Source organism: Sporolactobacillus sp. Y61, from assembly GCF_040529185.1.
Lineage (GTDB): Bacteria > Bacillota > Bacilli > Bacillales > Sporolactobacillaceae > Sporolactobacillus.
Window position 1 is genome coordinate 1,360,794 of sequence record NZ_CP159510.1, and the last position, 14,453, is coordinate 1,375,246.

Genomic DNA, 14,453 nt, shown 5'->3' on the forward strand with positions numbered 1-14,453 from the left:
TTCGATATGATAGCTTTCATTAAGGATTTACTCGATTACCAACGAATATTGTCCGTTTGATCAGCCATATAACAAATGGAGGCACATGATGAACAAGTCACTTGGTTTAAAAGAAATTTTTCTCATTTTGAAAAAGAAAATCTGGCTGATTGCAGGAATCACGATTCTGGCAGGTGTCATTGCAGGAGTTTATACGCATTACATGGTGCCGAATCAATATGAAGCATCAACACGCATACTGGTTAATCAGACGAACGGGAAGCCATCGACGCATTATGATTCGAATGCGATTCAGGCTAATGTGCAATTGATCAATACATACAGTGTGATTATTAACGACCCGGCGGTACTGAATCAGGTGATCCAGAATGGTGATCTTCATCTGACTGTAAAACAGCTGCAGGAGATGTTAACGGTCAATACCGTTGAGAATTCTCAAGTTTTCTCATTGACGGCACATGCAAACGATCCTGCTGTAGCTGTCCGGATCGTTAATGCAGTTGCTCAGGAGTTCAAGTCGCAGGTACAGAAAGTCATGCGGGTTGATAATGTGAGTATCCTGTCACCGGCGACACTAGCCGGGAGCCGGACACCTGTTTCACCGAATATGGAAATGAATATCGTTATTGGGCTCGCAGTCGGATTGATTCTCTCCGTCGGACTGGTTTTCCTGACGGATTATCTGGATAACACGGTCCGGACAGAAGAAGAGGTGAACCGAAAACTTGGACTCCCGGTCGTCGGTGTCATTTCAAAAATGGATAAACGATATTTAAAACGGTATCAGGAGCCTTTGCACAACTCTGAAAATCATAAAATCAGAAAAAAAGGAGGCGGGCATATTGAAGTCAGATAGAAAGAAATACCTTACCCGTTTGAGACTTGTCACCTATTTCCAAAAAAATTCATCTTATGCTGAGCAGTACCGTACACTTCGGACCAATCTGAACTTCATCCGTGGTGGAGAACAGATCCGGTCTATTGTTGTGACATCTGCTGAAGCAGGTGAAGGCAAATCGACGACTGCGTCAAATCTTGCGATTGTTATGGCACAGCAGGGAAAACGCGTTTTGCTGATCGATGCGGATATACGAAAACCAACACTGCATTTTGCCTTTCAGAAGGGGAATAGTTATGGCCTTACAACATTACTGACTGGACAGCAAGCCTTTGAGGATGCTTTGCAGAAGACGGATATAGAGCAGCTTTCACTTCTGGCAAGCGGACCGGTTCCGCCTGACCCGGCAGACCTTCTGGATTCAGAGGAAATGGCTGCTGTGATCAGGAAAGCAACGATTCAGTTCGATAAAGTGATTTTGGATTCTCCACCGACCCTGGCAGTCACTGATTCGAAGTTAATCGCTAATCTGTGCGATGGACTGCTTCTTGTCGTAAAAAGCGGGGCGACAGATATCGCAAAGGTACAAAAGGCAGCTACTGAATTTTCGGACGTCAGAGCTAAATTTCTTGGCGTTGTCTTAAATGATCAGAAGTTAAAGAGAAGAGACAGAGATTACTACTACTACAGTACAGGTTCCTGAAAGTGATGAGTTTCCTTTTATTGTTTGAATACAGGGAGTGGTGGACATGGCGCTTTCGAAAATCAGGGTGGAACCGTATTCCTCACTATATGCCAGGAGGGTTGACAGAGCTTCATCTATGCTCAGTCGTAAACTGGAGAGTCAGAGAATCTATCTGGCTGTGAAAAGATTCTCTGATATTTGTATTTCGTGTCTTAGTCTGATTATCTTATTTCCTCTATTTATCCTGATTATTGCACTTATCAAATTCGATGATCCGAATGCATCTGTGCTTTTCAGACAGAAGCGTGTCGGCAAAAGAGGAAAAACGTTCTATATCTATAAATTCAGATCTATGGTACCCGAAGCTGAGCAATTATTGGACAAGCTGATCAATCAAAACGAAACCACCGGAGCTATGTTCAAGATGAAAGATGATCCGCGTGTCACCCGAATCGGGCATATCCTGCGAAAAACGAGTCTGGATGAACTGCCTCAGCTGATTAATGTGATCCGCGGAGAGATGAGTCTCGTCGGTCCAAGACCGCCTCTTCCCCGTGAGGTTGAAAAATATTCATCTCATGATCTCCTGCGCCTTGCTGTCACACCAGGCTGTACAGGTCTTTGGCAGGTCAGCGGTCGAAGCACTATCGGTTTTGATGAGATGGTGGCTCTTGATCTGCAGTATATTCACCAAAGAAACTTCAGAAATGATTTAAAAATCATTATGCGTACCTGTTTACTGCTTATGGGTTCAAAAAATGCGTATTGAATTTTTCGTTTTTCAAAGACAGGGGGCAAATGTTTATGAAAAAGAAGGTTGCACTGATCACCGGAATTACTGGCCAGGATGGTTCATATCTGACAGAGTTTCTGCTTAAAAAAGGGTATGAAGTACATGGCATGATCAGACGGACCAGTACATTCAACACCGTTCGTATTGATCATCTCTTTAATGATCCGAATATCGGGAACAGGACGCTGTTCCTGCACCACGGTGACATGACTGATTCGAGCAATATTAACCGATTAATCGAACAGATCCAGCCTGATGAAATCTATAATCTGGCGGCTCAGAGTCATGTGCAGGTTTCATTTGAAGTTCCGGAATATACAGCTGAAACAGACGCAATCGGAACCTTAAGAATTCTGGATGCGATTAAAAAGACAGGCGTGAATGCCCGATATTATCAGGCTTCCACGTCAGAACTCTTCGGCGGGCTTTCCGGTACAGCGCCTCAGAGTGAGAAAACTCCTTTCTATCCGAAGAGTCCTTACGGTGCAGCCAAACTTTACGCCTACTGGATCACGGTAAATTACAGGGAATCCTATGGCCTGTTTTCCAGTAACGGAATTCTGTTTAATCATGAATCTCCGCGTCGCGGTGAAACATTTGTCACTCGTAAAATCACACGGGCCCTGGCATCAATTGTTGCCGGAAAACAGGAAAAACTCAGCCTCGGGAACCTCGATGCTAAACGTGACTGGGGTTTTGCCGGTGATTATGTGGCGGGAATGTGGATGATTCTCCAGCAGGATCATCCGGATGATTTTGTTCTTGCGACTGGGGAGACACATACCGTCAGAGAGTTTGTTGAACTGGCGTTTAAACAGATCGGCGTAGCCATTCACTGGGAAGGCAAGGGTGTTCACGAGAAAGGGTATGATCCGGCCGGTCATCTGCTCGTAGATGTTAACCCCCGTTATTTCCGTCCGGCTGAAGTGGAGCTGCTGTGGGGTGATCCCTCCAAAGCGGAGCATGAAATTGGCTGGAAGCGTCGTGTCGACTTCCCGTCGCTTGTTCATATGATGGTCGACAGCGACCTGAAACTTATTTATGGGAAAGGCATTGAGGAATACATGGCAGCGCCGATCTGACGACCTGTCTCTTATTTAATGGGAGGCTTTATCAATGGAGAAGAATGCAAAAATTTATATTGCCGGGCATCACGGACTGGTTGGTTCAAATATCATGAAGAAACTGCGCGAGAAGGGTTATACAAATGTAATAGGAAAAACCAGACAGGAACTGGATCTGACGAATCAGGACGCAGTTAACGCCTTTTTTGATGTTGAGCGTCCGGAATATGTGGTTCTCGCTGCTGCCAAAGTCGGAGGCATCCTGGCGAACAACTCTTACCCGGCAGATTTTATCATGAAAAATCTTCAGATTCAGTGCAATGTGATTGATGCAGCGTATCGTACCGGAGTGAAAAAGCTCCTGTTTCTCGGAAGTTCCTGTATCTACCCGCGGATGTGTCCTCAGCCAATTAAAGAAGAGTATCTTCTGACCGGGGAACTGGAAAAGACGAATGAAGCATATGCCCTTGCAAAAATATCAGGGCTCAAAATGTGCTATTTCTATAAAAAGCAATATGGTGCCAACTTCATTAGTGTGATGCCGACGAACCTGTACGGACCGGGCGACAATTTCGGGCTTACGAATTCGCACGTGCTGCCTGCATTATTAAGAAAGATGCATGAAGCAAAAGAATCAGGGGCAGATAAAGTAGAAATCTGGGGGACTGGGAAACCACTCCGTGAGTTCCTGTATATCGAAGACATGGCGGACGGTTGTGTGTTTCTTCTGGAAAACTATGACGGAGCGGATTTTGTCAATCTGGGCACCGGCAAGGAACTGACGATACGTGAACTTGCCGAATTGATCAAAAAGGTAGTCGGTTATCAGGGGGAACTTTATTTCAACAGCGATAAACCGGATGGGACGCCGAGGAAACTGCTTGACGTATCAAAAATGAAGAGAATGGGCTGGACCTATAAGGTGGAACTCGAAGACGGGATTCGCAGAACTTATCGCTGGTTTCTCGAGAATCAGAATCATTTGGTCATGAAATGAGCTGTGATGAGAACGGAGCTGTGATGTGTTCATGAAACATCTGTTAATTATCGGTCCAGTACCGCCACCGATTCATGGCGAAAGCCTCGCTATCCAGCATGTGATTCAATCAGACAAAGTGAAAAAGTCCTATCAGATTTCAGTCATAAATACCAATCGGAAATCGGTAACAAGCGGCGGAAAGTTTTCATTGAGAAAAGTCTATCACGATCTGCACCATGTTTTCCAGGTCTGGCGAAAAACCAGAGGACATCAGATTGATATGACTTATGTGTCCATCTCCCAGACAAAACTGGGGCTGATCCGTGATGCCTGGATGATCCGGATTGCTTCTAAACGTGTGAAAAAAGTGGTTGCTCATCTTCACGGCAACAATCTGGGTCATGTGTTAGATGAGCTGGGTCCATTGGCGTCTTCATTCGTCCGCCGGGCCATCAAGAAGATTGATACAGGAGTTGTTCTCAGTGAAGCCCTGAAAGGTAATTTCAGAAATCTGCCGAAGCATATAGCTGTCGTTCAAAACGGCATCGAGCGGGATTACTTCAGAAACTGGGACCTCGAACAGGCAAACAAACAGCGGCATGAACGTCACAGTTTCACAATTGTTTATCTCAGTAACCTGATCAAGACTAAGGGCTTCTCAGATTTGATTCAGGCTGTCATTCAACTGGCAAAAGAACATCACGATGTGCGTCTATTGCTTGCCGGTCAGATCTATGACAGAGGACTGTTTGAAAAGTTGATGGCTGATGTAAAAGCAGCACATCTGGAACAATGGATCCGTTATCTGGGGCAGGTGACCGGCAATCGGAAGAAGCGTCTCCTGCTCAGTGGTGATCTGATGGCTCTTCCTACCCGTTATCCTATTGAAGGTCAGCCAATATCGATTATTGAGGGCATGGCAGCGGGCATGCCGATTCTCTCAACGGATCAGGGTGGGATACCAGAGTTAATCCACGGGAACGGCATTGTCCTCAGTGAAGTCAATCCGCAATCAATTGCTTCTGCAATTAAAACAATGATGAGCGACAGGTCACTCTGTCATCACTATGCACAGGTGAGCCGGTCACGTTTTCTGAGCACATACACGCTTGATCGGTCCTTACAAACGCTGTTGTCAGTATTTAATAACCGGCTGGGGAGGATGACGCTTTGAAGAAAAAAATTGTTTTTGTCATTAATTATTTCTATCCGGATCCCGCATCAACCGGTCAACTTCTGACTGAACTCTGCCTTGCACTTCAGGACAGTTTTCGAATCACGGTCATCGCTGCACAGCCGGGCAGTTATGCTGGGGGAGAAGGCCACGCAATGAGCATCTTTGAAAGCAGCTCTCTGGAGAAAATCAGGATTGTACGTCTGAAGCTGCCAAAGCTGAATAAGCAATCCAAAATCAGCCGGTTGAAGTACATTTTGATGTATTTTGTACTGGCAACGGTAGCGATGCTGAAAGAAAAGTCAACAGATATTATCTATACCATTTCCACGCCGCCGGTGCTGGGTGGTTTGATTGGTACCATTGGTAAATTTCTCAAGCGGACCCGATATGTATACAATATTCAGGATTTTAACCCTGAGCAGGCTGAAGCAGTCAGTTATGCAAAGAATCATTTGGTTTACTCGATCGCCAGGAGTATCGATAATTTCAGTTGCCGGCATGCCGATAATATTGTACTTGTCGGACAGGATATGGTCGAAACTCTGAAACATCGCTTCATGGAAAAAAAGATGCCGCATTATCAGGTCATCAATAACTGGACCGATGAGCATGAGATTGTTCCGCTTCCGAAAAAGGAGCCTCATGTAGCCGGATTCCTTGAAGAACATCAATTGACAGGTAAATTTATTGTGATGTATTCCGGCAATCTCGGCTTGTATTATGATCTGGAAAATTTAATTAAAGTGACAAGACCATTTAAAGATTTTGACAATATCGCTTTTGTATTTATCGGTGATGGTGCAATGAAATCGAGAATGCAGGATTACGTTATCAGAGAAAACATTGCAAATGTCCATTTTCTTCCCTATCAGCCTAAAAATTTTCTCAAATATTCGCTGAATGCGGCAGACGTTCATCTGGTGGTCAATCAAAAGGGCATCAAAGGCGTATCGGTACCAAGCAAGCTTTATGGGGTCATGGCTGCCGGCAAGCCTGTTCTGGGTGTTCTGGAATCAGGTAGTGAAGCCGAGCGGCTGATCAGGGAAAGCGGGTGTGGCCTTGTTGTCGAACCAATGGACTATACCGGTGTGCGCAATCTTGTGACTGCGTTCTTTAACATGGAACAAGAGGAACGAGAGCAAATGGGACTTTCCGGACGCAACTATCTTGAACAGCACCTTACAAGAGATCTTTCAATCAGAAAATATAAGCAGATGCTGCTGAGTCTCTAAATGCATCGGGGGTGGGAGAGTTGAAAAGCATACATCCGGTAAATGTGCTGTATGTCAATGGTGGTCCGATGGATTTCGGAGGGATCACCTCTTATATGATCAATTACTACCGGCACTTTGAACGAAGCAAAGTCCATATTGATTTTATCGTTCATGGAATGGAAAAAGGACCACGGGAGCAGGAAGTTCTTGATCTGGGCAGCAAAGTCTACCACGTACCTGTAAAAAGCAGGGACTATTTCGGCAATATCCACGGGCTGAGAAACATTTTTCGAACGGGTAAATATTCCATTGTTCATGCCCATATGGATGCGATGAATGGACTCGTGTTAAAAGAGGCAAAAAAATGTGGCATTCCGATCCGAATTTCGCACAGCCATAATACACAGTATCTGACGACGAACAAGTTCAAGCTCGCACTTGATGAAATCGCCAGAAAGAACATCCCGAAATATGCCACACATTTATTCGCATGTTCGGAACCGGCCGGGCGCTGGCTTTATGGAGACCGCTTATTTAATGAAGGAAAAGTCGGAATTATTCACAATGCCATTGATGTGGCTCACTTTTCATTTAATGAAAAAATACGGAAGGCGAAACGGAAAGAACTGGGGATTGACGATCAATTTGTGATTGGGCATGTGGGGAGATTTGATTACCAGAAAAATCATGAGTTTTTGCTGAATGCCTTTGCGGAACTGCTGAAGATCAAGTCTGATGCTGTCCTGGTTTTGGTTGGAGATGGTCACCTTCGCCCGGCGATTCAGCACCAGATCAAAAACCTGGGTATACAGGATCAGGTACGTTTGCTCGGTCAGAGAAACGATGTGGCACAGCTACTCAGTGCTTTTGATTTATTTGTCTTTCCTTCACGATTTGAGGGGCTTGGTAGCGTATTGGTTGAGGCACAGGCATCGGGTTTAAATTGTCTTGCTTCAGATGCAGTACCTGGTGAAGTTAATATCAATCAATCCTGTGATTTTTTCTCTCTATTAAAGGGATCATCAAACTGGGCCCAAAAAATGAAAGTAATGAGCGAAATCAAGGGAAGCAGACTTATTAATAGAAATACATTCGTTGTAAAGGGTTATGAGATTGACAATGAAGCCTCCCAATTAGAAAAGATGTACATAAATTTATCGGAAAATTTAATTTTACATAACATTTCCTGGTAGATAAATAGAAAGGCAAAAATAGGTTATGAAGGAGGTGTGTAAACGTGGAAATCCTCATGTATATTGCGGCATTTCTCTTTTGTCTGGATGATTTCCCCATCATGTTCGGTACGAGTTATAAGCCTGTTTCTATTATCTTTATCCTGTTATACATACTTTGTCATCTCTCCTCTGTTTTTCATCTGAAATTTAAACGGGCTGAAATCTATATTCTTGTTATTTTATTGATGGCTGTCTGCATTTCTTTAGCCATAATTACAGGAAGACATTATAGTCCGGCTGGATTATATGATGCTGTACAATCCCTTTTTGCGGGTATGGTTTGCTATATAGGTTTCAAAATATTTGCCCAGCAGTGCGAAGATGATGATGAGAAATTCACAAAGCTTTTCACCTGGATTGTCCGTGGATACGGCATTGCGGTTTTTGTAGGAATTTTACAATTGATTTACATCTATGTCATACCAAGCGGGGCATTAAGCCAGATCATCCAGGTATTTGTTGAAAGAATCGGTTTTATCGAAAACAGTCGTGTACATATGAGCTTTTCTGAAGCGTCCTTTATTGGCCTGCACACGAATTTACTGCTCCTTCCTTCAGTCATTATTCTGAAAAACAGGGGCAGATTAACCAGAAATCACATCATTATCGTTTCATCGTTTCTGTTCCTGTCATTATTTTCATTATCTATTAGATATTTTATTGATATTCTGGTGTTTATTGCGGCCTATCTGATTTTTACGACCCATTCCAGAATTTTGCTCCAAAGAATGCTGACTTTTCTGGTGTCTACACTGGCTGTATTTCTCCTGATTAATGCCATCTTTGTCCAGAATGTATTTCATCTGCAATCCTATCATTATTACCGTATGGCAAATATAATCACAGATCCCTCGTCTGCAGGGGATGATACATCAACACTGATACGTACCGCTTATACGAAGACGGGTCTTGTGTCCTTTATTGATCATCCACTTGTCGGTTATGGCCTGGGTAACTTCCATTATGCCTATATGGATCACTATAAAACGATCGATCCTGAAGCACTTCAGAAGTCAGAAGAACTGAGAAATGCAGCCACAGGTGATGGCAGCCTCCAATCCTATAACATGTATTCCAGACTTTTATCTGAGATGGGTCTCCCAGGACTGCTGGTAATCATATTAACATTGTGTCTTATGATCCATTCCGGCAGCGGTAACTTTTCTAAACTCATGGTATTTCTTGTTGTATATTCCCAAATTCAATTTGATTCATTAGCACTTATCCCATTGTATTTTTGGATAGCATTACTAGACAGTAGATTCATCAGAAAAATTAATGTTGCTGATGTACCTAGACTAAGCACAGTCAGAGAAAGAAATCTGTACTACTTAAAGTAATAAAGTATTCCTTAATACTTGTGAATCAATTGCGAATTGTGGTGATCTTATGTTCAAATTCAAAGAACAGCTCAAACAAAAATTAAATTATTATCCGAAATTTAATCAAGAAAAATTAATACAGCGTATCAAACTCTATCCTATAGTATCATTTGATATTTTCGATACACTCATCAAAAGGGATGTCGCCCATCCCTCCGATCTATTCAGATTAGTTCAGCGTAACTATCATCGGTTATACGGTGATTTGCTGAACGCTGATTTTCAATCAGAAAGAGAACTGGCAGAGTTCCGGGCGAGGGCGGCATCAGATCGTGAAGAAATAACTTTTGATGAAATATACAATCAATTAACAGATTACACTCCGATTGAAAGGGACAGGCTTAAGAAACTGGAAATTAATCTGGAACTGGAAATGTGTCAGGCAAATCCTGCTTTCCAGGATGTTTATAATTGGTGCAGGGCATCCGGGAAAAAGATCTTTATCATTTCAGATATGTATCTTCCTCAGGATGTCATTGAACGTATATTACGTAAAAATGGCTATAGGGGTTACTGTTCTTTATATCTGTCATGTACTTACGGTCTTCAAAAATCAAGCGGAAGTATTTTCAAAAAATTAATATCAGAGCAGGACATACGGCCGGATCAGATCATACATGTCGGAGACTCCTGTCAGGCGGATATTCAGGGAGCGAGGAGAGCAGGTATTTCTTCTGTTCATATTGCGAAATACAGAGACAGGCTTTTGTATGAGAATAAGAGGATGTCTGATAACTTTGATTATCAAACCCTATATGCCTATATAAATAACCACGTAGTGGTCACACAGGATCCCTTTAATGACTACTATCAATTCGGTTATGAATCCTTTGGCCCGCTACTTTATGGCTTTTCAAAATGGTTGCATAATGAATTAAAGAAAAATAAATTACATCGGGTATTCTTCCTGTCAAGAGATGGATATATTTTGAAAAGGGCATACGAGACCTTATATCCGGATGATTCTGTTATCAGTAAATACTTATATGTATCAAGAAGGAGCCTGAGAGTGCCTTTCCTGAGGTACGCTGAAAATTACGACTCCCTGATTCAAGAACTGGTTCTTCCGCGTCAGTTTTCCATATCAGAATTTATAACAGCATTGGGACTGAACCTTGCAGACAGCAAACGTAAGTTAAACACATACAATGTTGATTTTGATGAATTGCACAGGAGAAATGCGATATTAAGCGACCGCAAAATTAAATGGATATATCATCACCTGCAGAAGGAGATAAATGAAAATTCTTTAAAAGAAGAGGCAAACCTTACAGGTTATTTACGTCAGAATCAAGTAAATGGGAAATTTGCTATTGTTGATATTGGGTGGGTCGGCTCCATTCAGCGTTATTTACGGGACATCCTTCTTAAAAACCATATTGATAATCAAATAAAAGGATATTACATTGCTCTCACCAGAGATTCCAGGCCATATAAAGAAAAGTATCACCTGGACTTTTCGGGCTATGTTTATGATTGTGCAAACGGTCGTGATGCTCGTACTCCCATTGGCTCTTTTATTGGCCTTATAGAATCATTATTTCTGGCACAGGAAGGGTCAACAAAAACATACATGAAAAACAAGAATCATTCATTTGAGCCCGTTCTTTTCCCTTATGAATACTTGAACGATGGTCATTATACAAAAGAAGCTCTGGCTGTCAAAGCGATCCAGGAAGGAGCCATTCAATTTATTAAAGACTATCAGGCGTCTTCACTGTCCCCGCTGCTTCATGTTGATCAAACCATTGCGTTTAACAATATTTATCATATGGGTATTCATCCTAAAAAGAATGAAATGAAGCTTTTTTCCTTCTTTCGCTTCTTTGACAATGATCAGAAAACCTCATTGATTAATAATCAATCACTTTACAGATATATCCTGCGACCACAAAATTTCCTGCTGGATTTTTCACATTCAAAGTGGAAGTCTGCATTTCTGAAAAACACTGTCCATATTCCTGTTATTCATAAATTCTTTAGAAATGGCTGATTAAAATGGAAATAGGGAAAATATTTAAAAATGCGTCGTATCTATTCATTGGGAATATGGGCATTCGCCTGATTTCTGCTCTGACTACGATCCTCCTTGCACGTTTTATTGGACCGGAAGCGTTTGGTATTTTTGCAGTTGCCATGTCTATATCAGGAATAGCTACCTATTTTGCCGACCTGGGTTTAACTGAGACCTTTATCAGGGAGGCAAATAAAATAAATTCCAATATGAGTATCCTTTTAGGCAGTTATTTTCTCGTCAGAACAGTGTTAGCTGTTGGTTCCATCATGGTCACCTTAATTTTTGTTCAGCTTGTCTATCATGGATCCAGTATACCCTTTATTATAAGCTGTATGGTTATTCCCATGGTGACAGGATATACCCTGCAGGGAACGGCTAATGCTTTTTTTCAATCAACAGAAAGAATGGGTGTGACGGCGTCATTAAATGTCATGCAGGGTGTTTTAGCTACATCGGCGATGCTGACCGGTATCTTTTTGAAGTGGGATTTGACCCTTCTGTCTCCCGTATACGGGGGTTCTTATCTCATTTCGGGCATGATCGCATTTCTGATCATGTTGAAGTGTACATCAATAAAAAAAGGATGGAACAGAGGACTGCTGGATCAGCTCCCGGCTTTCACGGTCAATGGGTTTATTCTTTCTTTTTTACCTCAAATCGGTCCCATAGTTCTGGAAAGAGTCATGTCACTGAGAATTGTTGGCTTTTTTTCATCAGCATTTAAAATACCGTCCGTTTTATATCAGGTTCCGGCAGTGATTGCCACAGCATTTTACCCGCGCCTTTTTTTGTATGGAAATAACAGGGATGAGATGAACCACCGGAAACTTTCAGGGATCGAATTAAAAATGATGTCATTTGTCGGTATGGCAATATCAATGCCATTTATTATAGACCCTGCCTTCTGGATTATCACTCTGCTTGGCGATGAATGGAGAGAGGCAAGCCTCGCCCTTGCCATTACTTCCTATATGGTTGTCCTGCAATCTATCAATTATCCGCTGGCGGACTATCTGACGACAAAAGGTCATCAGTATAAAAGAATGATGGTTATGGCATGCGGACTGGCTGTAGCGATCTTTGCTTATATTCTATTAGGCAAGTATTATGGGCTGACCGGTGCATCACTTGCGCCTGTTTGTGTTGAGCTAACTTTGCTTTTCGGATTCTGTCTTCAGATTAAAAACAGCCTGCTGTTTCTTTTTCACTGTATAAAGTATAACGTTCTTGCATTTATTATCTGTCGATTGCTTGTTGCATTTATACCCGATCACTATTTGTTTTTTGCGATGTTTCTGATCACCGGGTTATATGTAGCTATAGTATTCTGTTTTGATAAAGGACTTCGACATCAACTGATCATTCTGATTCAATCAAAAATATTGAAAAAGGAAATCTGATCGCACTGGTGAAAGCCCTCCCAGCTAGATTGGCTTTGTTCCTCTCCTTCTCATGTAATGCCCATGTTACGATCCAATAAATAAAATGGAACTTAACAGCTGAATTAAAAGCCCTTTTTGCAGAGGGATCTTTACGAAGAGGATGAAGGAGAGTGCACAAGGACTCACTCATTGCTGCGATACAGCAGCCGGATATCAAAAGTCACATCAGACATCTTCGCCCCATTTTGAGGAAGTTTCGCTACCTGGAGAACAGACTGTATTCTGTGGATGTGTCTGTTGATGAGACTTTTCAGCAGACCTTTATGTCTGTCTATTGTGAGCTTGTTATCTGGTTCAGACGATTTCTTCATGATGAAAGTAGCCGCCGTGTCAACATGCTTTTCGACCGTATATATCCTGATTCCGGACTGCCTGAAGTAAAAAAGATTGAATTCGTTTTGTGGCAGTTGAGACGGTGATGAATCAGCATTGAGAGGGTGCTTATATGTCTCGAAGAAGGCTTAAATCAGTGATCGTGGTTGTGGTGTTGCTCATCCTTGCAACCGCCATCTCTGTTACTATCGCTTTACAATTCAATGAGCAAGGTTCGAAACAGAATTCAGTTGATCATCGATTAAATTTGCAGAATAACCCGTCTCTGATTCGGGCGAAAGCTTACCACGTGAGAGGGGATGGCAAGACAGATGATACAGAAGAAATTCGAAAAGCGATTGATGCCGCGGCGGCTATTCAGGGGACCGTCTACTTTGGCAAAGGTGTTTATATCGTTTCAAGCCCGATTGCGATTCCTGAATCCGTTTCTATTGTTGGTGCGGGAAAGACACAGACTACGTTTAAATCTATAAATAAGCAAATAGACAATGTTTTTTCATTACGTGGGAATCAGACGATTCAGGATATCGGATTTGATTCTAAAATTGGAATCTGGCCGATGGGCGACGATATCACTGTTAATAGCTGTAAATTTAAGAGCTCTGTTCAGGGGATACAGAATGCTTCAACAATTCACAATCTGACAGTCATGAATTCGATATTTGAAAACTGTGGATATGGCATTCTCTCAAATCAGCAGCCCAGCTATGATGTTAAAATCATCAACTGCCAGTTCCGTCATAATAGTGGTGATGATATTGAAATCAATGCACCCAGTGAGCGGTGGCTGATTGAGAACTGCGTCTTCAGAGACAACACCAGTAAGACGAAGAATGCCGGTTTCGCTGTTGGTGCAGCGATTCGGGCAAAGCAGATTGTCGTTAAAGGATGCACGTTTGAAAAGATAGCCGGACAGGGGGTTCATGCAGAAGATCATGCGGACGTGGTGATCATTAACAGTACATTCCGCAACAATGGTTATATTGATTATCCGGGAAGCCCCGAGGCAGATATCGCTGTTCTGTCTCAGGCAAAAGTAATAGTAGAACACTGTGTGTTTCTTAAATCTGATGAAGAGTACAGCAATTTGGCGATCTATAACACGGATTTACCTGTTGGGGGAACGTTAACGGTTCGTTCCTCAATCTTCCATAATAAAAAGGTGAACCAGCCATTTGAGTCTGAAGGCAACAAATTCCTGAACTGAGTAATAGGCTGTAATTATTGTGTAACATATCTCTTGCTAAAATGATAATTAATAAGAGCTGGAAGAATATGTAAGATTTACTGGGGA

At 42.3% G+C, this 14,453-nt stretch carries 13 protein-coding genes; all 13 read left to right on the forward strand.

Annotated features, from left to right (window positions below; translation table 11 throughout):
- Positions 1-88: 88 nt before the first annotated feature.
- Positions 89-856, forward strand: coding sequence for a Wzz/FepE/Etk N-terminal domain-containing protein (locus ABNN70_RS06595; protein WP_353949187.1), 768 nt, complete (start codon positions 89-91; stop codon positions 854-856).
- Positions 843-1,541, forward strand: a complete 699-nt coding sequence (locus ABNN70_RS06600; protein ID WP_353949188.1) for a CpsD/CapB family tyrosine-protein kinase — start codon at positions 843-845, stop codon at positions 1,539-1,541. Before ABNN70_RS06595 ends, ABNN70_RS06600 begins: the two co-directional genes overlap by 14 nt.
- 46 nt (positions 1,542-1,587) lie before the next feature.
- Positions 1,588-2,292 (forward strand): sugar transferase, encoded by a 705-nt coding sequence (locus ABNN70_RS06605; RefSeq protein ID WP_353949189.1) that lies wholly within the window; start codon positions 1,588-1,590, stop codon positions 2,290-2,292.
- 35 nt (positions 2,293-2,327) lie between these two features.
- Complete coding sequence (gmd, locus tag ABNN70_RS06610) at positions 2,328-3,398, forward strand: GDP-mannose 4,6-dehydratase (protein ID WP_353949190.1); 1,071 nt, start codon at positions 2,328-2,330, stop codon at positions 3,396-3,398.
- A 34-nt stretch (positions 3,399-3,432) separates the two neighbouring features.
- Positions 3,433-4,377 carry a GDP-L-fucose synthase gene (locus ABNN70_RS06615; RefSeq protein WP_353949191.1) on the forward strand — a complete coding sequence of 315 codons (945 nt, stop codon included), beginning with the start codon at positions 3,433-3,435 and terminating at the stop codon, positions 4,375-4,377.
- A 31-nt stretch (positions 4,378-4,408) separates the two neighbouring features.
- Positions 4,409-5,533: a glycosyltransferase family 4 protein gene (locus ABNN70_RS06620; protein ID WP_353949192.1), complete on the forward strand. Its 1,125-nt coding sequence runs from the start codon at positions 4,409-4,411 to the stop codon at positions 5,531-5,533.
- Positions 5,530-6,768, forward strand: coding sequence for a glycosyltransferase family 4 protein (locus ABNN70_RS06625; protein ID WP_353949193.1), 1,239 nt, complete (start codon positions 5,530-5,532; stop codon positions 6,766-6,768). Before ABNN70_RS06620 ends, ABNN70_RS06625 begins: the two co-directional genes overlap by 4 nt.
- A gap of 20 nt (positions 6,769-6,788) precedes the next feature.
- Positions 6,789-7,943 (forward strand): glycosyltransferase family 1 protein, encoded by a 1,155-nt coding sequence (locus ABNN70_RS06630; protein WP_353949194.1) that lies wholly within the window; start codon positions 6,789-6,791, stop codon positions 7,941-7,943.
- Between the two features lie 44 nt (positions 7,944-7,987).
- Positions 7,988-9,325 (forward strand): O-antigen ligase family protein, encoded by a 1,338-nt coding sequence (locus tag ABNN70_RS06635; protein WP_353949195.1) that lies wholly within the window; start codon positions 7,988-7,990, stop codon positions 9,323-9,325.
- A 49-nt stretch (positions 9,326-9,374) separates the two neighbouring features.
- Entirely contained in the window at positions 9,375-11,360 is a 1,986-nt protein-coding gene (locus ABNN70_RS06640) for an HAD family hydrolase (RefSeq protein WP_353949196.1), read from the forward strand.
- 5 nt (positions 11,361-11,365) lie between these two features.
- Positions 11,366-12,784: an oligosaccharide flippase family protein gene (locus ABNN70_RS06645; protein ID WP_353949197.1), complete on the forward strand. Its 1,419-nt coding sequence runs from the start codon at positions 11,366-11,368 to the stop codon at positions 12,782-12,784.
- A gap of 152 nt (positions 12,785-12,936) precedes the next feature.
- A complete protein-coding gene (locus tag ABNN70_RS06650) occupies positions 12,937-13,245 on the forward strand; it encodes a hypothetical protein (protein WP_353949198.1) in 309 nt (102 codons plus the stop codon).
- A gap of 26 nt (positions 13,246-13,271) precedes the next feature.
- Positions 13,272-14,366: a glycosyl hydrolase family 28-related protein gene (locus ABNN70_RS06655; protein ID WP_353949199.1), complete on the forward strand. Its 1,095-nt coding sequence runs from the start codon at positions 13,272-13,274 to the stop codon at positions 14,364-14,366.
- Positions 14,367-14,453 lie beyond the last annotated feature (87 nt).

Excerpts from the sequence above, each read along its gene's own strand:
- ABNN70_RS06640 (WP_353949196.1), top strand. The coding sequence starts at position 9,375 with ATGTTCAAATTCAAAGAACAGCTCAAACAAAAATTAAATTATTATCCG.
- ABNN70_RS06645 (WP_353949197.1), top strand. The coding sequence starts at position 11,366 with ATGGAAATAGGGAAAATATTTAAAAATGCGTCGTATCTATTCATTGGG.
- ABNN70_RS06655 (WP_353949199.1), top strand. The coding sequence starts at position 13,272 with ATGTCTCGAAGAAGGCTTAAATCAGTGATCGTGGTTGTGGTGTTGCTC.
- ABNN70_RS06605 (WP_353949189.1), top strand. The coding sequence starts at position 1,588 with ATGGCGCTTTCGAAAATCAGGGTGGAACCGTATTCCTCACTATATGCC.
- ABNN70_RS06615 (WP_353949191.1), top strand. The coding sequence starts at position 3,433 with ATGGAGAAGAATGCAAAAATTTATATTGCCGGGCATCACGGACTGGTT.
- gmd (WP_353949190.1), top strand. The coding sequence starts at position 2,328 with ATGAAAAAGAAGGTTGCACTGATCACCGGAATTACTGGCCAGGATGGT.
- ABNN70_RS06620 (WP_353949192.1), top strand. The coding sequence starts at position 4,409 with ATGAAACATCTGTTAATTATCGGTCCAGTACCGCCACCGATTCATGGC.
- ABNN70_RS06595 (WP_353949187.1), top strand. The coding sequence starts at position 89 with ATGAACAAGTCACTTGGTTTAAAAGAAATTTTTCTCATTTTGAAAAAG.